This window comes from Vreelandella gomseomensis (genome assembly GCF_031451645.1).
Classification (GTDB): domain Bacteria; phylum Pseudomonadota; class Gammaproteobacteria; order Pseudomonadales; family Halomonadaceae; genus Vreelandella; species Vreelandella gomseomensis.
In genome coordinates, this window is the sequence record NZ_JARWAI010000001.1 from 155880 (window position 1) to 176648 (window position 20769).

Consider the following 20769-nt stretch of genomic DNA (forward strand, 5'->3'; position numbering starts at 1 on the left):
GCGCAAGCCAGGTATTCGTGAACGGCTGAATTACCGTTGACCCATCAAGTGTCTTCAGAACGACGTAGATGCCACAGTAAGCTAGGTAAGCTTTACATTTACCGCACGCTGGCGAAGCCCGTGCGATAGCCAGGTTGACACACCCCGACAGCGGTAATGGCCTTTATAGAAAACGCCACGGGGGAGAAAAACATAACCAAAGCGACCCCTATGCAGGCTTATTGTTTATCCAGAAACACCTTAGCTCGTGTCCTGCTGTTGCTGGTGGGATGCCTGCTTTGCTGGCAGGAAGCCATTGCATCGCTTTCGATTTCGCCGGATAAGTCACGCTACTCGCTTACCCCTCATACCCAGTTCTTGCACAGCGACGAATCGCTGGCGCTTGACGAGCTTCTGGCACGCAACCCGCCGTTCACCCAGGCTGAAGACAAGCGCGACCTGAACTTTGGCTACACGCCCGACGACGTATGGCTGCGTACCCGGATTGAAAACCCTACCCAGCAGTCCAGGGACTGGATCGTTGCGTTCGAGTACCCGTTTCTGGATCACGTCACGCTGCATGTCGTGCGTGAGCATTTCAGCGAACAAATGACCAGCGGCAGCGCCGTGCCAAAATCCCAACGCGCGCTTGCCCATCGCCAACCGGTGTTCCCACTGACCCTCGCGCCCGGTGAAACGGTCACGCTGTACGCCCAAGTCAGCGCCGCAGGCAGCAAAATGCTCAACGTCAACTTGCTGTCCGAACAGGCGTTCTACACGCAAAACGATCGTCACAACTTCTGGCTGGCGACCTATTTCGGCATGCTTCTCGCCCTAGGCCTTTACAACGTCATGCTGTTTTTCGGCCTGAAAGAACGCGTGTTTCTGTATTACTCGCTGTTTGCGCTCGGCTTTACCGTTGCGATCCTGACGTTCAACGGCATCGGCACGCTGATGTTCTGGAGCATCCTCGGCGACAACACCGCGCGACTGGTCGCCATCGGTTTCACCTTTGCCTCCACCATGGGCACCCTGTTCGCCCAGAGCTTTCTCAACACGCAACACTTCACGCCCCGCTGGCATCGCCTGCTGAGTTATTTTCGCGGCTATTGCATCGTCGCGCTATTGGCGACGCTGATACTGCCTATTCAGCCCGCTCTGCGGCTGATGGACATCACCGGCTTCGTGGCTGCGCTGCTGATGCTGATCTGCGGGGTGTACTGCGTGTCACAACGCGTACCCAGTGCCCGGCTGTTCGTGCTGGCATGGTCGCTTTTTCTGGTCGGGGCCTGCGTTTTTGCACTGCGCAACCTGGGCATCTTGCCCGCCAACTTTATTACCCTGCACGGCATACAGATTGGCTCGGCGCTGGAAATGCTGCTGCTGTCGTTTGCCTTGGCCGCGCGTTTCAACAAGCTCAAACACCAGAAGGAGCGCGCTCAGGCGGAAATGTTGATGACGCTCAAACGCCAGGAGGCAGTGCTGGAACAGAAGGTGGCCGACCGCACCCGGGCGCTCGAGCACCTGGCCAGTCGCGATGTACTGACAGGACTACTGAACCGCAATGGCTTGACCGACTGTGCCAAGAAAGCCCTCCGGCGCAGTCAGCGAACCGGCCAGCCGGTAGCGCTATTCATGCTGGATCTGGACCGCTTTAAACCGGTCAACGACCAGTTTGGGCACGAGGCAGGCGACTTTGTGCTGCAACAGGTCGCCAGGCGTATCGGACACCTGGCGCGCGCCCACGACCACGCCGCCCGCTTTGGCGGCGATGAGTTCATTCTGTTGATCGAGGGCATCGACGACCTCAACACGCTCAACGATATCCGCCACCGCCTGAGCGCGGCAATACGCGCGCCCATCAAGCTGCCCTGCGACGAACGGGTCAGCGTCGACGTGAGTATCGGGATGAGCGTCAGCCACGCTGACGGCAAAAGCCTCGAGTGTTTAATGCGTGAAGCCGACGGCCAGATGTACGACGAGAAAGCCCGCCAAACCGATAGCAGTGCGCGCTACGGCTCGGCGCCGTCCTAGGCGCTAATCGAACAGACTCATTCGCGTCATCACGTGGTCACGCTTGATGCGCCAGTGATAAAGCGCCCCCAGCACATGCAGCGTGATCAGTACCACAATCGCCCAGCCAAGCCAGCCGTGCCAGATGAAGAGCCGCTCTGACAGCGCCGGATACTCCCCGATGAGGCCGGGCAGATGCCACTTGAAGAACTCCACGGGGAAACCACCGCTGGCCGTTGCCGCCCAACCTAACAGCGGCATCACCACCAGGGCCGCATAGAGCAGGTGGTGCACGCTGGTACTGACGATGCGCTCGAAAGCGTTGAGGGGCGGGTCATGGTCGGGCACGACAAACGCTATCCGGGTGATAATACGCAGCGTCATCAGCAGCAGTATCGCCACGCCCAGGGTTTTGTGGCTGGTATAGAGCCCATTGGTGAACCCTGTTCCGATCAGCGACACCGTTCGCTCAAAGCCCAGAAAGCCCAGCGTCAAACCGCTCGCCAATGACAGCAGCGCAGCACCTGCCACCAGCCAGTGGAGTACCCGGTGCGGGTAAATATAGTGATCCAACTCGTGCATGCTCTGCTCCTTTCGCCCGCTCAAAAATCGCTTATGTGGGCTTAGTTTAGCCATTTCCAGGCGGCTTCGCCGATAAAGCCGCCCGTCATCGTCAACGCTTGGCGCTAGGGCGCCCAGGCATCGACCGGTGCTGCCAACTGCTCGCGAATCAACTCGCCCAGGCGTCGCGCGGGTTCCGACGGGCGGTGCGGCGCGCGGTGCAGGGCCAGTTCGATCATCGGCAACGACGGCAAGCCGCTGGCTTCATCGAGGGGCCTTAACAGCGGCGTCAGCATGCTCCGCGTGACCACGACCACCGCCAGCCCCGCCGTGACGATCGGCGCCAGGCCGGCCATCGACTGGCTGGTATAGGCCACGCGCCAGTCGCGGCCGGCATTGCGCAATGCCTGTTCGGCAATCTCGCGGAAGACGTCCGCGCCGGGGGAATACAGCGCCAGCGGCAGCGGATCGGTTAACGATGGCTGCTGGTTGACGCCCACCGCCCAGATCAGCGGCTCGCGGCGAATCACCTCGCCGCCCGGGGAGTTACGCTGCCGGGTCACCAGCGCCAGGTCCAGCTCGGCGCGTTTGACGCGCTCCACCAGATCGCCGCTGGTGCCACAGCGAACCTGCAGCCCCACGCCGGGGTAAAGCTGGTGGAAGTAGGCAAACACCGACGGCAATAGCGACGCATAGTCCTCCGGGATACCCAGCGTCAGCTCGCCGCTGACCTGATGCGCCTGCATGTCGCTCCAGGCTTCATCGTTGAGCATCAACAGACGCCGCGCATGATTCAGCAGGCGTTCACCATCGGGGGTAAAGCGCAGCCGCCGTCCTTCGCGTTCGTGAAGCGTCAATGCCAGCTGCGCTTCCAGACGCTGCAGCTGCATGCTCACGGTCGACTGGGTATAGGACAGGCGTTTGGCAGCGGCCGTCACGCTACCGGTATCGGCAATCGTCACTAAGGTGCGCAAAAGCGTCAGGTCCAGCGTAGGCGCTCGCATACATCATATTCCTTGATAATAACGATCAATAAACATCGCTATTGTGATGTGTTTCGAATGAGTATGCTTTGCCGGTCACCTCAAGGCAAGTCACTTCAAGGCAAGGTCAGGAGATCGCTATGCATCATGTCAATCCACTCGTTGTGTTTCCACGAAGCTACAGTGTTGGCGCGGCGCTGGTGGCCGTGATGCTTTGGAGTGTCGCCCCGCTGCTGGCCGATTATGCCCGCGCCACGCCGCCGCTTCAGCTTACGGCTTTGACACTGTTGGCGGGGGCGCTGGCTACCCTGCCATTGAGTCGGCGGGTTAACGTCGCGACCTGCGGCCGCGTTTGGCAGGTGAGTATCTGGCTGGGGGTTCCGCTGCTGATTATCGGTGCCGTCAGCACCTACTTTATCGGCATGCGGCTTGCGCCTGCCGCCGAAGCCGCCTTGATTACCTATACCTGGCCAGTGCTGTTCGTGCTGCTCAGCCAGTGGAGCCGGTTCGGACGTTTACGCATAGGCGGCCTGGTGGGGGCGTTGATTGCCTTTGCCGGCGCCGCTGTGCTGTTGATTCCTCAAGCCTCGGGCGGCGGCACGGATACCGCGCTCACCGGTTATGCGCTGGCGCTTTTAGCGGCCTGCTGCTGGGCGCTTTACTCTTGGCTCAGTCAGGTGGCGCCGGTACCGCTGACACCCCTGCTTCCCCGCTTGCTGTTGATCGCCTGCGTGATGGCCGCAGCGGCCAGCGCCATACTGGAAGGCCAACTGGCGCTGCCCAGCAGCGAAGCCGTCCTGACCGGCATGGCCCTGGGTCTCGGCCCTTACGGCATCGCCATGGTGGCCTGGGACAAGGCGCTACGCTGGGGACACACCAGCCTGGTCGGCAGCCTGGCCTACGGGGTGCCGATACTGGCGGCGCTACTGTTGGTGCTGGCCGGCATGAGCACCCTTGACTGGCGGCTACCGATTGCGGCCCTGCTGGTGGTGGTAGGTTGCCTCAAGGCCAGCCGATAGCCTGCGCAGAGAGACGGCCGCCTGGATAACCAGGCGGCCATCCGGCTTAGAGCTCGGGTTCAACCTCGCTTGGTTCGGTGCGAGCAGTCAGTTCGAACAGGCCACTGGCCGACAGGTTATAGCCACGCGCAGTGACCGTATAAGTCCCGGGCAACAGTTGCTCGCCGATACGCGAATCCGTGCCGCCTGCTCCATCGTCATCGCTCAACGCCACCCCGTTACCTTCAACTTCCAGAAAGGTATCAAAATCGCTGGAGCGCATTTCGAGGGTTACGTCAGATGTTTCGTCGAGGGTGAGTTCGTAGGTCAGTGCCTCGCCGCTGTACCAACCGTTGATGGGCGCATCGGCCGTCAGCTCGCCCGAGTTACGCAGCTCGGTGTCACTCGGCAGCTCGCGTGAGTCAAGCGCCAGGGTAAACACGCCCTCGCCATCGCCGTAAGCAGAACGTGCCGTGAGCTGATACTCACCCGGTGCCAGGAAGTCGGCGATACGCGCATTCAGATTGCCGGCACTATCGTCGTCTTCGCGGTAGTAGCCACTCGGGCCTTCCAGTACCAGAAAGGTATCGAACTCATCGGAACGCATGTCGATGTCGTACATGCCGGCTTCGTCGATGGTGAAGCTGTATTCGCGCTCGTCCTGTTGCAGCCAGCTATCCAGCGGCGATGCAAGTGTGAGGGTGTCGCTGTCGCTAAGCTCGACGCTACGGCTCTCCAGAGAGAAAGGCCCATAGCTTTGCGCGTCCGCGCCGCTCACTACCAGCATGTAATCGCCGCTCTGATCGATGCGTTGGCGCATGATCTCGCCGCTGCTTACCAGTTGAAGCTGGTCATCATAGAGCGAGACGACGCCCTGAAGCGCGCCATCCAGCGTTACCTCGACCAGATCGTCTTCCTCGAGCGCCATGACATAGCGCTCGAACCGGCTACCGTCATTGCCGTTAAGCTCGCTTTCCGAGGTGATTTCACCTCGCAAGCGCTCGCCCAGCGCGACACGCTCAAGACCCGCCAGCCGCTCGGATTGACTACTCTCGCCCTCGGTTTGTGAGGCAGGCGCTGAATCGGGCGACACGCCGGGCGTTATCGCCTGGGCCGCTAAGAAGCCGATAACGCCACCGCCAACGGCAACGAGCAGATAACTTAAGGGAGAAGATTTAGCCATGCGTGCATCCTTGATTCTGTGGCAAAAACGGACTGATTGAACGCGGCATTATAAGCCCATCTTCGCCATGATGGGGGATTGTCCAACCGGGCTTTGCGTTTTTCTGTGCACACGATGCCAGCACTGCCTTGAACTTGAATAAGCCACTGAATTCAAAGGCCCCCAACAGACGGGTTAACGTTGGCTAATATGCAGCCAACGGCACCGAACGTCTAAAAGCTTGCTCAGCACGTCGGACAGGGTTACTATCGAGCCGCCTGATTGGCACCTCATCGATGAATGCGGAACCCGCGACACGACACACTGAGGTACTCCTTATGGGAGCTATCAAAAACACGTTATTAAATGCTTGCTTTGCCATAGCCGTATTCACCACGGCAGTGAATAGCGCTCTGGCACACGGTACACCGGCCGATACTCAGCGAGGCGTTGCCTCCTTCTACAGCGACCGCTTTCAAGGGGCAACCACCGCCAGTGGCGAAGCCTTTGATCAGAAAGCGCTGACCGCCGCGCACCCCAGCCTGCCCTTCGGCACCAAGGTGTTGGTGTCTCGCCCGGATACCGGGCAAGAGGTAGAAGTACTGATCAACGACCGCGGCCCCTACGTGAAAGGCCGTATCATTGATCTGTCGAAAAGCGCCGCGCGGCAGCTGGGCATTATCAACCGTGGCGTTGCCCCGGTTCTGGTCACGCTGCTCGACTAGCGGCCGCCTCATGTGATCGGCTCGCTCGTTTCACACCATCGTACCTAACCACAACGGGCGCCCAGGCGCCCGTTGTGCGTTTCACCTCCTCCTCGGCACTTCCCTTGGCTTTACGACGCTTGCGTTGACGGCGAACTATCAAGCACGCTAACGGTCTTTACAAAGCACGGATCGTATTCCCAACGCATACGCAGGAGGCCCCATGCAATCACGCTTTTTCACCTTGAGCCGCTATCCGGAAGGACGCCCTGAGCGCGAGCTTTTTGAGCTGGAAACCCAAACTCTGCCCGACCTCGCCCCTGGCGAAGTGCGCATTCGCAACCGCTGGCTCTCGGTCGACCCTTACATGCGCGGCCGGATGACCGGCGTTCATACCTATGTGGCGCCTTTTGAACTGGGCAACCCCATGGAAGGCGGCGCGATAGGCGACGTCATCGCCTCCCACGACGAGCGCTTCAAGGAAGGCGACCTGGTGGGCCATATGGGTGGCTGGCGTGACATCGCGCAGATCCCCGCCGACGGCGTGCAGGCCCTGCCCGACTTCGGTGTCGACGAGCAAGCCTATCTTGGCGTCCTGGGCATGCCCGGCATGACGGCCTGGACCGGCCTCAACCTGATTGCCAACTGCCAACCCGGCGACCACGTCCTGGTCAGCGCCGCCAGCGGTGCAGTGGGATCGCTGGCGGTCCAACTGGCCAAGGCCAAAGGTTGCCATGTTGTCGGCATTGCCGGTGCGGCCAACAAACTGGCCTGGCTGGAATCCCTGGGGGTCGAGCCGGTGAGCTACCGCGATCGAAACGCCCAGGAACTGAGCGATGCGATTCAGCTTGCCAGCCCCAAAGGCATTGATGTGGTGTTTGAAAACGTGGGCGGTATCTGCCTTGAAGCCGCGCTTAGCCAGCTGAATGAAGGCGCGCGAATAGCGGTGTGCGGCATGATCGATAGCTACAACGCCAAAACCCCGGTACCCGGCCCCAGCAACCTGTCTCAACTCGTGGTGCGCAAGGCCAGGATGCAGGGCTTTATCGTCGCCGATCACTGGAAACACTATCAGTTTTTCCTCAACGAAGTAGCGCCCCAGGTCGTGGACGGCAAGATCGACTACAAGGAGACCGTCAAGCAAGGGCTCGAAAGTACGCCTGACGCCTTCCTGGCGTTATTTGAAGGCGGCAATACCGGTAAAATGCTGGTCAAGCTGGACCACTAGGCTCCCCTCTTTCCCCTTTGGTTCTTTACAGCCGCGCTGTTTTAATCAGCGCGGCTTTTTTATGGCCCTCCTGTTTCATAGCGCATCCTGGCTACTACATTGCGTGCCTCTTGAAATCATTAGACCATTGGCGCATTGATATTTAAAATAGTTAGCATGTTAAGCGTTTTATCGACTTACGATAAAGCGCACGGTGGGTCGTGGGTACGTCAAGCCGCGATTCGAGATTATGAAAAGGGGAACCCTCATGGAAGAACAAAAGCGGGCTAAATGGCCTGCGCTACTACTTGGCTTACTACTGATCATCGCGGGCCTCGCCTTGGCCATCGGTGGCGGGAAGCTGCTCAGCCTGGGCGGCAGCGCCTATTACCTGATAGCGGGCGTTGGCGTCATGGCCAGCGGGATATTACTGGCACTGCGCAAAGGCGCCGCCCTCTGGCTCTACGCACTTATCCTCTCGGCCACCCTGGCGTGGGCCTTGTGGGAAGTCGGCCTGGACTGGTGGCAGCTTGTTCCTCGGGTGGCCATCCCCTGCCTGATCGGCATTGTGTTGCTGCTGCCGTGGTGGCGAAAACCCCTCGACTCGCGTGGCGGCAGCCTCGCGTTGGGGCTCAGCGTCCTGGCCGCGATGGGCGTGGCACTGACCAGCCAGTTTGACGACCCCGCTGCGCTCGACGGCACGCTCGATACCCAACGCAGCGAGCATCAGGAAAGCGTCAACCCCGCCCAGGTAGCCGGTGACGACTGGCCCGCCTACGGCGGCACCAACGCCGGCACCCACTACTCTTCCCTCGACCAGATCACGCCGGAGAATATCGGCGAGCTGGAAGAAGTCTGGCGCATCGAAACCGGCGACGAAGCAGGCCCCAATGCGCCGCCGGAAATCACCAACCAGAACACGCCGCTGAAGGTGAACGACAGCCTGTATATCTGTACGTCCCACAGCCGTGCGATGTCGCTTGACCCGGAAAACGGCGAGACGAACTGGTCCTTCGACCCGGACATCAGCACCATGGGCGCCGACGATTTCTCCGGCTGGGCGCATATGACCTGCCGCGGCCTCGCCTATTACGATGCCGGTAGCTATGCCGATAGCGACGACACCCGCGAGACTGACACCAACAAGACGGATGGCACCCGCCAGACGCCTGAACTCTTCGATCGCGATACCTTTGATATTGACCTGGCGTTTCTACTCTTCATGAACCCAGGCAGTGACGCCGGGGATGACGTCACGCCCCGTATGCCAAGTGCCGCTGACGTGATGTGCCCGCGCAGGCTCTATCTGCCTACCGCTGATGCCCGCCTGATTGCGCTAAATGCGGATAACGGCGAGCGCTGCGCAGCGTTTGGCGATGGCGGCGAAATCGACCTGACACGTAATATCGGCGACTTTGCTCCCGGCGGCTACTATTCCACCTCGCCCCCCACGGTGACCGAGAACCTGATTATTCTGGGCGGCCACGTCACCGATAACCGCTCAACCGATGAACCGTCCGGCGTCATTCGTGCCTTTGACGTGCACACCGGTGAGCTGGTGTGGAACTGGGACAGCGGCAACCCCCACGACACCGAACCGCTTGACGAGGGTGAGACCTATACGCGCAACTCGCCCAACGTATGGGCGCCGATCAGCGTCGATGAAGACCTGGGGATGGTGTATCTGCCCATGGGCAACGCCACGCCCGACCAGTACGGCGCCAACCGCAGCCAGAACGATGAAACCTACAGCGCAGGGCTGGTGGCGCTTGACCTTGCCAGCGGTCAGGTCGAATGGGTCTACCAGTTTGTGCACCACGACCTGTGGGACATGGACACGCCCGCCCAGCCGGTACTGATTGACCTCGCCACCGACGAGGGAACCCAGCCGGCAGTGGTGCAACCCACCAAACAGGGCAGCCTCTATGTACTGAACCGCGAGACCGGCGAGCCCATCGTGCCCATTGAGGAAGTCGCCGCACCGCTAGGCGCCGTTGAAGGCGACTGGGCCTCGGAAACGCAGCCGCGCTCGGCACTCAACCTGCTGCCCCCGCCGCTCACCGAAAGCGACATGTGGGGAGCAACGCCGTTCGACCAGATGATGTGCCGCATTCAGTTCAACACCCTGCGCTACGAAGGGCAGTACACACCGCCGTCTCTTGAAGGAAGCATTGTCTACCCGGGCAACGTGGGCGTGATGAACTGGGGCGGGGTCGCGGTTGACCCCGAACGCCAGGCGCTGTTCACCGGCGCCAAGTACCTGGCCTTTGTCTCGACGCTGGTTCCTCGTGAAGAGGTCGAAGAGGGTCAGGGCTCGGCCAGCGAACAGGGGCTGCAAGTCAATGCCGGTGCGCCCTACGCCGTCAAGCTGGGGCCGCTACTGTCAGTGCTCGGCCTGCCCTGCCAAGCGCCCTCCTGGGGTGATGTGGCGGGCATCGACCTGCAGGAAGCCGAGGTTGTTTGGAAGCATCGTAATGGCACCACCCGCGATAGCATGCCCTTCGACCTGCCGATTGGCTTGAACGTAGGCGTGCCAGCGCTGGGCGGCCCGCTGACCACCGGCGGCGGCGTGTCATTCCTGAGCGGTACGCTCGACCAATACCTGCGCGGTTACGATATCGCCACCGGCGAAGAGCTGTTCAAGGCACGCCTGCCCGCAGGTGGCCAGGCAACGCCCATGACCTACACCGGGGAAGACGGCCGCCAGTACGTGGTGGTCACGGCGGGCGGACACGGCACCTTTGGCACCAAGATGGGCGATTACGTGATTGGCTACGCGCTGCCGGAGTAACCGGTTAACCAACGCCAGCACTAACACATCGGGCGGCCCAAGGGCCGCCCGATTTCATTGCCTAAAAGGCAAGAGACTAAAAACTCACTTCTACCCCGCCGTACACGCTGCGCCCTGGCGCGGGCTCGTAAAAGCGCCCGAAGCTCGCGTTCAGGCGCACGTTGGCGTAGTGCTTTTCATCGAGCAGATTGCGCACGCCGACATAGGCATTGAGGCGCGTCTTGTCCGTCAATCGCCAGCCGTCCCCCGCCCGCAGGTTTACCAGCCAGTAGCTATCGACCTGGGTCTCGTTGGCGTTATCGGCCACCAAGTCACCCACGTACTGGGTTTCCAGCGTGGCGAAGCGCTCGTCGCGCCCTTCCCAGGTCAACTGGTTGACCCAGGTTTGCTCCGGCAGGCCCGGAATGCGGTTACCGTCAAAGCGCTCGCCGGGCGTGGAGAAACGATCAAACTCATAGCGCGCCAGCGTCAGGGCGCTGTCCAGCCGCCACTTGTCGGCAAACTGCCAGCCCAGTGCCAGCTCGATGCCGTCGCGGTCGGTATCGCCGGCGTTTCGATAAAAGGTACGGCCGCCGTCATCGTAAGGCACCAGCTCATCGCGCACGCGCACCGAAAACAGCGTCAGGTCGTAATCCAGCGCCAACGGCGCGAAATAGCCCCGCGCTCCGACCTCGCGGTTCCAGGCCTTCTGCGGCTCGATCGAGGCATTGAACCCGCCGCCCGCCGGGTTGGCAAACTCGCTGAATGTCGGCGTTTCAAAGGCCGTGCCGGTGTTCACGTAGGCCTGATGCTGGGGGCGATAGCGGTAGCTGAGCCCCGCCGAGCCACTCCATTCGTCAAAACTGCGCTTGCCACTCTGATCACCGTCCTGCTGATAACGGTCATCCACTTCCAGCTCGACCCGATCGAAACGCGCACCCAGTGAAAGCGTTACCTGTTCGGTCAGTGATAGATCCCCCTGAGCAAAGACGCCGGTGGACGTCGCCGTCTGGGTCTCTTCGGCAAGCTGCTCGCCGACCACGCCCTGCGGGTTTACATCGTTGCGAAAGCGTTCGTCATCCTGCCGGGCGACGTCGACACCCGCGATATAACTCAGCGGCAGGCTGCCCAGGCTTATCTCGTGGTGGTATTCGGCGCTCGCGCCCAGGTAATCACGCTGGTAGCCGATACGGCTATCGCCCACATAGGGCAGTTGCTGCTCAAAATCGCGTTGGGAGATAAACCCCTTGAGGTAAAACTCACCGGAACCCGCAGACAAATCCTCGTACTGCAGACCCAGAAGCTGCTGATCCACGTTCTGCCCCGCGTCCAGCGCTAACGCGTTCGGCGCTGCCTGGTCGCGTCCGTTCGCCACTTCGCTAGCGTTCAGCGCACCGGGGTCTTCCGAGCGCGGGTTGTCCAACAGGTTGACGATGGCGGTCAACGCCCGCTCGCTGCCCAGTTCCCGACGAAGCTTGGCATTCAACAGGTACTTTTCCGTCGAGCTTTGCTCGCGATAGCCATCGACATTGAGCGCCGAGAGGCTAACGTGGTGCGACCAGTCGCCTTGGCTCCCCCCGGTTTGCAGGGATGTCTTACGGTAGCCATCGCTGCCTGCCTCGGCGCGCAGGCTCGTGCCGGGGTTATCGCGGCCATCGGCGGTGGTCACATCGATCACACCGCCTGCTGCATTGCCGTAGAGCACCGACGACGGCCCGCGGATCACTTCGATACGCTCGGCGCTGTCCAGGTCAATCGCATCGAGCTGTGCCTGGCCGTCCGGCAGGGTATAAGGGATACCATCAACCATGACCGTGATGCCACGCACGCCAAAGGGCGCGCGGGCGCCAAAGCCACGAATCGAGATGCGCTGGCCCTGGGCGAAATTATCACGGTTTTGCAAGAACACGCCGGGCACCCGCACCAGCGATTCATCCAATCGCACGCGCTGCTGGCCCTGGGCGATGGCGTCTCCTTCGAGCGTGGTGACGGCGGCAGGCGTTGCGTACAGCTCGCGGGCCAGCCTTGGAGCGGTCACCTCAAGCGTCGCCATGGTCGGCTCGCTGGATTGCGCCCAGGTGAGGCCTGATAGCGCGCAGCCGGCCAGGCAAATCGAGGTGGTCAGCTTTTTCACGGAGTCCCTCCCAATATATTAAATAATACTTAAATAAAGGCATTGTACAGCACACGGAACGTTTTACTGCGGCTCGCGTCACAGGTATTCACATCGGCCTCGTGAAAAGCGCCGAGCGTGTCTACATTGATGGTGTATCCGCATGGCCGTTGCCGTTAACACTGTTGTTAACACAAGCGTTAAAGGCGTTTTAAAACGGTCGTTACCGTTTTTCCGACATGGTGACTAGCACCCCTACCCTGAAAGCAAAGGAGGCTTCATGGCGTTTACCGCGACTGATCCGATCAAGATGATATTTGCGATCATTTTACCGCCCCTCGGCGTATTCTTTGAGGTCGGTTTTAAAGGACATTTCTGGCTGAACATCCTCCTGACGCTATTCGGTTTTATACCGGGCATCATTCACGCGTTCTACGTGATACTGAAACACTAGCCGGCAATGGCAAGCGATACACCGCCTGAGTCCCACTCAGGCGGTTTTTTTATGCTCGTCGCTCATGCCCCGTGGAGACGCTGGTGCAGCGCATGCACCTTGTCGTCCCAACCGGCTACCGGGCCCTCCACGGGAAGGCCGGGCACGATTTGCTGAATGGGCAGGGTGGCCACCGGCGGCGGCGCCACGCCCAGATCGGCAAGCCAGTGGCTCAACTGCTGTGACGAACTGGCGTAGACAATCCGCCCAAGCCCTACCCAACCATGGGCCGCCGCGCACATCGGGCAGTGCTCGCCGGACGTATAGACGGTCGCCCTGGCCCGGGCCTCGGGCGTCATATGCTGAGCCGCCCAACGCGCCAGAGCAAACTCGGGGTGCTGGGTGGAATCGCCACCGGCAATCCGGTTGCGATCCTCTGCCAGCACCTCGCCGTCACCGCTCACCAGCACGCTACCAAAGGGCTCGTCTCCCGCTTCAAGGGCTTCTTCGGCCAACGCTACAGCGCGGGCGATGTAGGCAGTTTCCTGATCATCCAACATATATCCTCCTGATTGTGGTGGTGCTTCAGCATTCCTCTATTGTGGCATAGCCATGGCGTCGTGCGCCCGCCAACCAGCGACGCCATGCATCCAATCAGGCATCGGGAATCGCCCATTGAAAATCGGCGCGATACCCAGCAATCTCCACCTGACACTTCTCCCAGGTATTTCCCTCGAACCGGAGCCCCCATGCATACGATCAATCCCAGCAAGTTGCACCACAGCAAGTGGACGGCCGTGGCACCGCGCAATAAAGAGAAACACTTCATCGTCACCCAATTACTGCGCGACGAAGAAGACAATGTCGTGGACGTCGTGCTTGAGGCCGTTCACTCCCATCGCGAAACGATACTCCCTTGGCAACGCCTGAAAGATGACAGCGTATGGAAGATGGGTTGGCAGTAACCGAGACCATCCGGCGGCCTGTAGAAAAATAACCGGAAAGGTTTTGACACACCCGGCGATTCATGACATTGTGTGCTCAGTGGTTAGCAAGCAGCATGGTTTCAGAAGTGTACGATCTATTTCGGCAGCCTGACATTGTATTCCTTGTTTCACCCGCTACTTCAATCTGGGTAATACCAGGAACTTAATTAAGGCGCTTTTGCGCGAAAGGATCTACATCATGGCAACTGGCACAGTTAAATGGTTTAACGACACTAAAGGCTTCGGTTTCATCGCTCCTTCTGACGGCGGCGACGACCTCTTTGCCCACTTCTCTGAGATTCAAGCCGACGGCTTCAAATCCCTACAAGAAGGCGCTAGCGTCTCTTTTGACGTTACCCAAGGCAAGAAAGGTCTTCAAGCTTCAAACATCAAGCAAACTTCCTAACATCCGTTAGCAGTTTGCTCGAATCCTCCGGGGTTCGAATAACAAGGCCCGCTCATGCGGGCCTTGTTGCGTTTGTGGCCCCCAAAATTTTGTTCAACGCCACCTAGACGCGCTCCCACCGCACGATACGCACCTCCACCGTTACCGTGATAGCCTTGAGTTGCGCTGCTTCCTCACGCCCCTCTGCGGACGCCCGGTAAAAATGCGGCGTCATCGCCAGCAGATCCGCAACGGCTTCCCCATCGTCCAGCGTCAACGCATAGCGCAAGGTCTCTGTGCCGAGGTGCCTGAAGCCCTCAGGCTGCTCAAGCGGCATGTCACGCTCAGGCTTCAAGCTCGGGTAAATGATATCGCGCAGCTCACGCAGATGATCCGCTCCGGCCTCGACCTGTATCAGCAAGCCGCCCGGCTTGAGCACACGGGCAAATTCTCGATGAACCGGAAAGCCAAACATGCACAGTACGCGGTCAAGCGCCCCACTCGTCACCGGCAGATTGGCATTACTGCCCACCACCCAGCGACTTTGCGGCGATGCTTTATCGTCCTGCTTGGCCGCAGCCTGTATCGCCCACTTGGAAATATCCAGCCCCATTAGCGCAAGCGACGACGCCTCGGGCACCGCCGATGCCAGGCCGCGCAGGTAATAGCCTTCACCGCAGCCAGCATCCAGGCAGCCAAGCGGCGTATCACCTTCATCCTGCAGCGCATGGCTGAAAACCGCCGAGCTGACCGCGTCGGCAACCGGCTGATAATAACCCGCCTCAAGAAAACGCCGCCGCGCCGCCACCATAGCCTTGCTATCGCCGGGATCCGCCGAGCGTTTCTGCTGCACGGGCAGAAGATTGACGTAGCCCTGCTTGGCAACATCGAAGCTGTGCCCGGCGGCACAGCGCCAGACGCGACCGTCCACTTGTAACGGCTCGCCATCCAACGGGCAGGCCAGCGCCTGAAACGGAGAAATACTCATGCTAGTAGTGCCTTTAGCCTAGGTAAGAAGAGCCAACGCAGCGCAGCATGGTACCGCACCAACACGGGAAAGCCAGTCAGGCGTCACAGAAGACCTCAAATGACAACGATTTGCATTAGTTAATACGCCATGTAATCATCGCCCACCGTTCGTTTGGCGTTTTACATACCCGCCGTCTCCCGCCACCTTTGCTTAAAGACAGCGTCCGCCAGGAAGCCGACATGACGACTCGTCCTCTGCCTATCACCAAGTTGCCATTGGCGCTGCTGTTTCTCATGCTTTTCAGCACCGTGACGTTAGCCACCAACAGCACTGAACGCCATCGCCCCCAACCGCAGGATGCTCAGCGCACGCTTGATACCGCATCGCCGCGTGTCGTCACCCTTTATCAAGGGGCGACGGACAGCGCCGTCGCCCTGGGCATCACACCCGTGGGCGTCGTGGAGTCGTGGCTGGAAAAGCCGATGTATCACTACTTGCGCGCCCCCTTGGCCGACGTAGAACAAGTGGGACTGGAAACCCAGCCCAATCTGGAAAAGATCGCCTGGCTTGATCCTGACCTGATTGTGGCCACGCGCTTTCGCCATCAGCGGGTGATGCCCTTGCTGGAAAAGACGGCGGCCACGGTGGTGGCAGGCAAGGTGTATGATTTTAAAGCAAGTCTTATGCTTATCGCTGAAGCGACAGACCGCCGACCCACCGCCCGCGCGTTGCTGGAAAGGTGGGATCGGCGAGTGGCGGACTTCCGCGACAAGATCCGTCACGCATCGGGCTCTCACTGGCCCCAGAAAGCCGCCGTTGTGCGCTTTAAAAGCGACCATGTGCGTATTTACTCGTCGGGGTTTGCGGGCTCCATTCTCGACGAGCTGGGGTTTGAGCAACCCAGTTCCCTCGACGACCAGGGATGGGGAATAAAGCTGACCAGCGAAGAGAATATTCCCGCCATCAACGCCGACGTGATCTTTGTCCTGCTGGAGCCGGACGACCCTGCCATCCGCCAGAATTACCAACGCTGGACTTCGCATCCCTTATGGCAGCAGCTCGATGCGGTCGCCAACGGGCGCGTTTTTGAAGTCGATGCGGTTAACTGGATCATGGGCGGCGGCATTCTGGCCGCCAATGCCATGCTGGATGACCTTTATGCGCATTATGGCCTGGAACCCTCCGCAGACGGCGAGTCGATGGCATGCGCTTCAGGCTCTACGGCCGGCATGGAGTCTGATAAATGCTAAGCGAGCAAGCCCGCAACGGCGCAGGATTGACCCTGGCGGTACTGGTCGCGCTGGGTGCGTTTCTGGCTAACGTGATGCTCGGCACCACCGAGATTTCCTGGGCGACCCTGCTGGCGTCGCTCGCCCACTACGACCCAACCCAGGTGGCGCATATCGTGCTGCGCACCGAACGCTTTCCCCGTGCGGTGATCGCCACCCTGGTAGGATCGAGCCTAGCGATAGCCGGCGCGCTGATGCAGACCATGACCCGTAACCCGCTGGCATCACCGGGCCTGTTGGGTATCAACGCGGGGGCCATGTTTTTCGTTGTCGTCGCCGTTTCGTTATTGCCGCTGCATTCCCCCGCCGACTACATCTGGGCGGCACTATTCGGGGCGCTGGCGGCCGCTTTGCTGGTCGTCGCCCTCAGCCGCGGGCCGCTTGGCGAGTTTGCCCCGCTTCGCGTGGTCCTCGCGGGTGTCGCCGTCACGGCCATGTTTGTATCGCTTAGCCAGGGGCTACTGATCGTTGATCAGCAGAGCTTCGAGAGCGTGCTGTACTGGCTGGCAGGCTCCGTCTCGGGGCGCGAACTGTCGCTGGTGGTTCCCCTGCTGCCCCTTTTTGGTATTGCCCTGGTGCTGTGCGGATTGCTGGTCAAGCACGCCAATGCGCTCATGCTGGGCGACGACATGGCAGCGGGGCTTGGGTTGCGCGCGGGCACGATCAAGCTGCTACTCGGGCTGGCGGTGATTTTGCTGGCAGGGTCATCAGTAGCGCTCGCAGGGATGATCGGCTTTATCGGACTCATCGTGCCGCACATGGCGCGCAGCCTGTTTGGCGTCGACCATCGATGGCTGCTGCCAGCCAGTGCTCTGATGGGCGCAAGCCTCTTGCTGCTGGCGGATGTGCTGTCACGCTTTGTCATGCCGCCCCAGGAGGTGCCTGTGGGCGTGATCACAGCGCTTATCGGCACCCCATGGTTTATCTACCTGGCACGTCGACAACAGGTTTCATCATGACCTCTCTGCCGCTTTCAACGCGCCTCGCGCATCGGCTGAACACAGTCCCATTGGAACGCCACTGGACGGTCATGGGACTGCTGTCGATCTGCTTGATGGCCAGTATCGGGCTTTCGCTCAGCCTTGGCAGTTTCCCCACACCGCCCGGGCAGGTCGTGCACGCGCTGGCCGCCCCGGCAGAAAGCGACATCGCCTTTATTGTCTGGGAGCTACGCCTTCCCCGTATTCTGTTGGCGGTGCTGGTGGGGTCGGCACTGGCGGTTGCCGGTGCCATCCTGCAAGGTATTGTACGCAACCCGCTGGCTTCGCCGGATGTGATCGGTATCACCAGCGGTGCCGCCATGGCATCGGTGATATTTCTGGCGTTGTTAAGCACTCAACTTAGCATTGGCTGGCTTCCCCTCGCCGCCCTCAGCGGCGCGCTTTTTGCAGCCTTGCTGGTGTTCTTGTTCGCCTGGAAAGGCAGCGTTAGCCCTACCCGCATGGTGCTGGTAGGCATTGGCCTTTCCGCCGCGATGGGCGCGGTGACCACGTTACTGATCGTTATCAGCGATGATAGCGCCGCCATGACCGCCTATGTGTGGCTGACCGGCAGCCTTTATGCCGCCCAGTGGCACGACGTCGTGGGCATGCTGCCCTGGTTGGTCCTGGCGCTTCCACTCTGCCTGGGCCACGCACGGCATCTGGATACCCTGGCACTTGGCGACGCGGTGGCCCAGGGGTTAGGGGTAAACCTATTGCGCAGCCGGCTGTTGCTGCTGGCCTGCAGCGTGGCGCTGGCCGGCGCGGCGGTGGCCTTTGCCGGCGGTCTGAGTTTTGTCGGACTGATGGCGCCGCACATGGCCGCCAAGCTGGTGGGGCGCCAGTTTGCAAGGCTGGCGCCTGCCTCCGCACTGATTGGCGCACTGATCGTACTTTATGCCGACCTGCTGGGTCGGGTCGCGTTTTTGCCCAGAGATCTACCCGCAGGCATCTTTGTTTCCGGCATCGGTGCGCCCTGTTTTGTTTATTTACTGTATAGAACGCGTCATCGCCGTGATTGATGCCTCCATCCATCAAAAAAAGGCGGCCCCGTCAGGGCCGCCCTCAAGCGAGCGAGCTAGCTAAGCTGAACTGCCTAGAAATCCAGTTGATAACCCACTGAGAAGGTGCGCCCACGGCCGGTGAAGTAGTACTCGTCGCTGATCCGCGCCGACTGGGAGTAATAGGTCAGATAATCTTCGTCGGTGAGGTTTTCGACACCTACGGAGACCCTGCCAACTGGCAGACGATACGCCAACGAGGCGTCGACAAGCCCATAGCCTTCGAAATCGAGTTCAGGATTATCGACGCTGCGATCGAAGTAGTAAGTGCTCTGCAAACGGCTGGAGAGGCGATCACTCCAGGTAGCGTTCCAGCCGAGCTTGAGCGTATCCGGCGCGATGTTGATGCCGGTGAGGTCGGTATCCACGCGGCCGTCGCCATCCTGATCGGACTCGCCTTGGGCATGGGTATACGAAAGCGAGACGTCGTGATTGTCCGTCACCTGCATATCGCCGGTAATTTCAACGCCCTGGATCTCGGTCTTCTCGCGGTTGCCCACCCAGGTGCCGTTCTGCTCGGTAAGGCGCTGGCCGAAGTCGGAATTTGACTCGTAGTAGCTCAACTCCAGGCCGTAGCGGTTCCAATCAAAACGGGCGCCGATTTCACGGTTGTCGGTGACGATCGGCTGAAGCTGTAACAGGTTATCGACGTTCTGCCCCGGCGTGCTGATACCGCGCAGCACCCGGCCGACATCCGGCATACCAAAGCCTTCCGAGTAGTTGGCGTAAAGCTGCGCCCACTTGGTGGCTTGATAGGTTAAGCCAGCGTTATACAGCGTCTCATCAAAGCTTGGCTTACCGCCCTCCACGGTCACATTGTCCTGGGTCACATTGCTGCGGTCGATGCTTTGGTAGGTATCCACCTCCAGGTCGGCGTGCTCGTGGCGAACCCCAGCGTGAAGCGTAAGCGGCTCGGCCAGTTCAAACTTACCCTGCAGGAACGGCGCGATATTATCGAACTGGCTTTCCGGCACGTAGGTGCGCCCGGTTTCCACCAGCATTTGACGCGTTTCATCGCGTACTATGTCCAGCCCCGCAGTGAGGCCGAGGCGGTCGTCCAACAACCCGTCACGATTAACGGTGAACTTGGCGCCCACCTTGTCAGACTCGTTACGTGTCTGGTCGTACTGGGTGTTACCGGCACTGTCCAGATAAGGGAAATAAGGCGTGGTGGCAAAACGGGCCCGGAAGCGCTGATGATAGACTTGGGCGTCTATTTCGTTGCCCAGCCAATCGGCGTGTGAGTACGACAACCGCGCCGTGGTGACCTCGTTGAAACCAGGCTCACCATCTCGCGTGCCCCTCTGCGCCGTAGTGGGAACGCCCTCATCACGGTCGCCCGCTACTGGCACATAGCCGTTGCTTTCTTCTAGATCAAAGTGGTTAAGCGACAGCTCGAGGTTCTGGTTATCGTCTATCCAATAACCCAGCTTACCGAATAGATCATAGCTTTTAGCGTTCTGTAGCTCACCTGGATAGGCAATGCCCACACGCGCGTCGTTTCCATCGTAAAACGCGCCGCGCTCCTGGCGCGTAGCGGCGGCCACAAAATCCCAGTCTTCATGCTGACCGCTGATCCGGTAGTCCAGTTTATGGCCGAAGCCGTCGGACTCGAAGTCATCATCCGTGGTCAGGCGGACACCCGCATGCTGGCTGATACCCCCACCCTCGGCACGACGCGTCACAAAATTGATCAGCCCGCCAGTGGCCCCCAGGCCATGCTCAGCGCTGGCCCCATGAATGACCTCGATGCGCTCGACCATGGAAAGATCAATCGTGTAGCTGTCACGCGAACTGTCGCGCAGCGGGTTGGATTGTGGAACCCCGTCGATCAGGAAAGCCGCATCGCGGCCACGAAAGGTTTCCCCGGCGTTGGAGAGCTTTTGGCGGCTGGGCGAATAAGACGGAATCAGGTTACTCAGCACTTGGCCCGGGTCATCGGTAATCGCCATCTGCTGCTCGATCTGCTTACGGTCGATCACGGTCACACGTTGGGGCGTCTCGCCCTCATCGCTACGACTGCGGGTCGCGGTGACCACCATGGTCGAATCGGCATCATCGGCCGCGTTTTGCGACGCGATAGCGGAAGCCTCCTGCCCATAAGCATGACTGACCGTCACCAAGCTCGCGAGTGTCAGCGTGGGCCAGCATACCGCCCGTTTCTTGAAGTGCATC

18 protein-coding genes are annotated in these 20769 nt (G+C 60.3%); 11 read left to right on the plus strand and 7 right to left on the minus strand.

The genetic code is table 11. The annotated features are described in order from the left end of the window. Nucleotides 1-210 precede the first annotated feature (210 nt). Nucleotides 211-2013: a diguanylate cyclase gene (locus QC815_RS00615; protein WP_230446143.1), complete on the plus strand. Its 1803-nt coding sequence runs from the start codon at nt 211-213 to the stop codon at nt 2011-2013. 3 nt (nt 2014-2016) lie between these two features. Here QC815_RS00615 and QC815_RS00620 read toward each other — a convergent pair whose 3' ends face one another. Both QC815_RS00620 and QC815_RS00625 read right to left on the minus strand, forming a co-directional pair. Further along, entirely contained in the window at nt 2017-2574 is a 558-nt protein-coding gene (locus tag QC815_RS00620) for a cytochrome b (protein WP_230446142.1), read from the minus strand. Between the two features lie 104 nt (nt 2575-2678). After that, nucleotides 2679-3557 (minus strand): LysR substrate-binding domain-containing protein, encoded by an 879-nt coding sequence (locus tag QC815_RS00625; RefSeq protein ID WP_230446141.1) that lies wholly within the window; start codon nt 3555-3557, stop codon nt 2679-2681. Nucleotides 3558-3676: 119 nt separating this feature from the next. On the opposite strand from QC815_RS00625, the gene QC815_RS00630 reads away from it, so the two are divergent. Further along, nucleotides 3677-4555 (plus strand): DMT family transporter, encoded by an 879-nt coding sequence (locus QC815_RS00630; RefSeq protein WP_230446140.1) that lies wholly within the window; start codon nt 3677-3679, stop codon nt 4553-4555. A gap of 46 nt (nt 4556-4601) precedes the next feature. On the opposite strand, the gene QC815_RS00635 is transcribed toward QC815_RS00630, so the two are convergent. Further along, the gene (locus tag QC815_RS00635) at nt 4602-5717 is read right to left on the minus strand and encodes a hypothetical protein (protein ID WP_309766405.1); all 1116 of its coding nucleotides are present in this window, start codon (nt 5715-5717) and stop codon (nt 4602-4604) included. A 317-nt stretch (nt 5718-6034) separates the two neighbouring features. Between QC815_RS00635 and QC815_RS00640 the strand changes: the two genes are divergently transcribed. From QC815_RS00640 to QC815_RS00650, 3 genes are all read left to right on the plus strand, one after another. After that, nucleotides 6035-6421, plus strand: coding sequence for a septal ring lytic transglycosylase RlpA family protein (locus tag QC815_RS00640; RefSeq protein WP_309766407.1), 387 nt, complete (start codon nt 6035-6037; stop codon nt 6419-6421). Between the two features lie 202 nt (nt 6422-6623). Next, a complete protein-coding gene (locus QC815_RS00645; protein ID WP_230446137.1) occupies nt 6624-7628 on the plus strand; it encodes an NADP-dependent oxidoreductase in 1005 nt (334 codons plus the stop codon). Nucleotides 7629-7875: 247 nt separating this feature from the next. Further along, nucleotides 7876-10398 (plus strand): glucose/quinate/shikimate family membrane-bound PQQ-dependent dehydrogenase, encoded by a 2523-nt coding sequence (locus QC815_RS00650; protein WP_309766409.1) that lies wholly within the window; start codon nt 7876-7878, stop codon nt 10396-10398. A 76-nt stretch (nt 10399-10474) separates the two neighbouring features. On the opposite strand, the gene QC815_RS00655 is transcribed toward QC815_RS00650, so the two are convergent. Then, entirely contained in the window at nt 10475-12511 is a 2037-nt protein-coding gene (locus tag QC815_RS00655) for a TonB-dependent receptor family protein (protein ID WP_422828127.1), read from the minus strand. 259 nt (nt 12512-12770) lie between these two features. Here QC815_RS00655 and QC815_RS00660 point away from each other — a divergent pair, with 259 nt between their 5' ends. Next, the gene (locus tag QC815_RS00660; RefSeq protein WP_230446135.1) at nt 12771-12944 is read left to right on the plus strand and encodes a YqaE/Pmp3 family membrane protein; all 174 of its coding nucleotides are present in this window, start codon (nt 12771-12773) and stop codon (nt 12942-12944) included. Nucleotides 12945-13006: 62 nt separating this feature from the next. Here QC815_RS00660 and QC815_RS00665 read toward each other — a convergent pair whose 3' ends face one another. Next, nucleotides 13007-13483: a nucleoside deaminase gene (locus QC815_RS00665; protein WP_230446134.1), complete on the minus strand. Its 477-nt coding sequence runs from the start codon at nt 13481-13483 to the stop codon at nt 13007-13009. Nucleotides 13484-13672: 189 nt separating this feature from the next. Between QC815_RS00665 and QC815_RS00670 the strand changes: the two genes are divergently transcribed. Together QC815_RS00670 and QC815_RS00675 are read left to right on the plus strand one after the other, a co-directional pair. Further along, nucleotides 13673-13888 carry a TIGR02450 family Trp-rich protein gene (locus QC815_RS00670; RefSeq protein WP_230446133.1) on the plus strand — a complete coding sequence of 72 codons (216 nt, stop codon included), beginning with the start codon at nt 13673-13675 and terminating at the stop codon, nt 13886-13888. Between the two features lie 220 nt (nt 13889-14108). Then, the gene (locus QC815_RS00675) at nt 14109-14315 is read left to right on the plus strand and encodes a cold-shock protein (RefSeq protein ID WP_027336479.1); all 207 of its coding nucleotides are present in this window, start codon (nt 14109-14111) and stop codon (nt 14313-14315) included. 103 nt (nt 14316-14418) lie between these two features. Here QC815_RS00675 and QC815_RS00680 read toward each other — a convergent pair whose 3' ends face one another. After that, on the minus strand, nt 14419-15282 hold the full coding sequence (locus QC815_RS00680) for a putative RNA methyltransferase (RefSeq protein WP_230446132.1): 864 nt from the start codon (nt 15280-15282) through the stop codon (nt 14419-14421). 221 nt (nt 15283-15503) lie between these two features. Here QC815_RS00680 and QC815_RS00685 point away from each other — a divergent pair, with 221 nt between their 5' ends. The 3 genes from QC815_RS00685 to QC815_RS00695 all read left to right on the plus strand — a co-directional run bounded on the left by QC815_RS00685 (nt 15504) and on the right by QC815_RS00695 (nt 18555). Beyond that, on the plus strand, nt 15504-16514 hold the full coding sequence (locus tag QC815_RS00685) for an ABC transporter substrate-binding protein (RefSeq protein ID WP_230446131.1): 1011 nt from the start codon (nt 15504-15506) through the stop codon (nt 16512-16514). Beyond that, nucleotides 16508-17512 (plus strand): FecCD family ABC transporter permease, encoded by a 1005-nt coding sequence (locus tag QC815_RS00690; protein ID WP_230446130.1) that lies wholly within the window; start codon nt 16508-16510, stop codon nt 17510-17512. Before QC815_RS00685 ends, QC815_RS00690 begins: the two co-directional genes overlap by 7 nt. A gap of 71 nt (nt 17513-17583) precedes the next feature. Beyond that, nucleotides 17584-18555: a FecCD family ABC transporter permease gene (locus tag QC815_RS00695; protein ID WP_230446457.1), complete on the plus strand. Its 972-nt coding sequence runs from the start codon at nt 17584-17586 to the stop codon at nt 18553-18555. A 74-nt stretch (nt 18556-18629) separates the two neighbouring features. On the opposite strand, the gene QC815_RS00700 is transcribed toward QC815_RS00695, so the two are convergent. Next, complete coding sequence (locus QC815_RS00700) at nt 18630-20768, minus strand: TonB-dependent receptor (RefSeq protein WP_309766413.1); 2139 nt, start codon at nt 20766-20768, stop codon at nt 18630-18632. Nucleotide 20769: the final 1 nt, after the last annotated feature.

Excerpts from the sequence above, each read along its gene's own strand:
- QC815_RS00615 (WP_230446143.1), top strand. The coding sequence starts at position 211 with ATGCAGGCTTATTGTTTATCCAGAAACACCTTAGCTCGTGTCCTGCTG.
- QC815_RS00620 (WP_230446142.1), bottom strand. The coding sequence starts at position 2,574 with ATGCACGAGTTGGATCACTATATTTACCCGCACCGGGTACTCCACTGG.
- QC815_RS00625 (WP_230446141.1), bottom strand. The coding sequence starts at position 3,557 with ATGCGAGCGCCTACGCTGGACCTGACGCTTTTGCGCACCTTAGTGACG.
- QC815_RS00630 (WP_230446140.1), top strand. The coding sequence starts at position 3,677 with ATGCATCATGTCAATCCACTCGTTGTGTTTCCACGAAGCTACAGTGTT.
- QC815_RS00635 (WP_309766405.1), bottom strand. The coding sequence starts at position 5,717 with ATGGCTAAATCTTCTCCCTTAAGTTATCTGCTCGTTGCCGTTGGCGGT.
- QC815_RS00640 (WP_309766407.1), top strand. The coding sequence starts at position 6,035 with ATGGGAGCTATCAAAAACACGTTATTAAATGCTTGCTTTGCCATAGCC.
- QC815_RS00645 (WP_230446137.1), top strand. The coding sequence starts at position 6,624 with ATGCAATCACGCTTTTTCACCTTGAGCCGCTATCCGGAAGGACGCCCT.
- QC815_RS00650 (WP_309766409.1), top strand. The coding sequence starts at position 7,876 with ATGGAAGAACAAAAGCGGGCTAAATGGCCTGCGCTACTACTTGGCTTA.
- QC815_RS00660 (WP_230446135.1), top strand. The coding sequence starts at position 12,771 with ATGGCGTTTACCGCGACTGATCCGATCAAGATGATATTTGCGATCATT.
- QC815_RS00665 (WP_230446134.1), bottom strand. The coding sequence starts at position 13,483 with ATGTTGGATGATCAGGAAACTGCCTACATCGCCCGCGCTGTAGCGTTG.
- QC815_RS00670 (WP_230446133.1), top strand. The coding sequence starts at position 13,673 with ATGCATACGATCAATCCCAGCAAGTTGCACCACAGCAAGTGGACGGCC.
- QC815_RS00675 (WP_027336479.1), top strand. The coding sequence starts at position 14,109 with ATGGCAACTGGCACAGTTAAATGGTTTAACGACACTAAAGGCTTCGGT.
- QC815_RS00680 (WP_230446132.1), bottom strand. The coding sequence starts at position 15,282 with ATGAGTATTTCTCCGTTTCAGGCGCTGGCCTGCCCGTTGGATGGCGAG.
- QC815_RS00685 (WP_230446131.1), top strand. The coding sequence starts at position 15,504 with ATGACGACTCGTCCTCTGCCTATCACCAAGTTGCCATTGGCGCTGCTG.
- QC815_RS00690 (WP_230446130.1), top strand. The coding sequence starts at position 16,508 with ATGCTAAGCGAGCAAGCCCGCAACGGCGCAGGATTGACCCTGGCGGTA.
- QC815_RS00695 (WP_230446457.1), top strand. The coding sequence starts at position 17,584 with ATGGGACTGCTGTCGATCTGCTTGATGGCCAGTATCGGGCTTTCGCTC.
- QC815_RS00700 (WP_309766413.1), bottom strand. The coding sequence starts at position 20,768 with ATGCACTTCAAGAAACGGGCGGTATGCTGGCCCACGCTGACACTCGCG.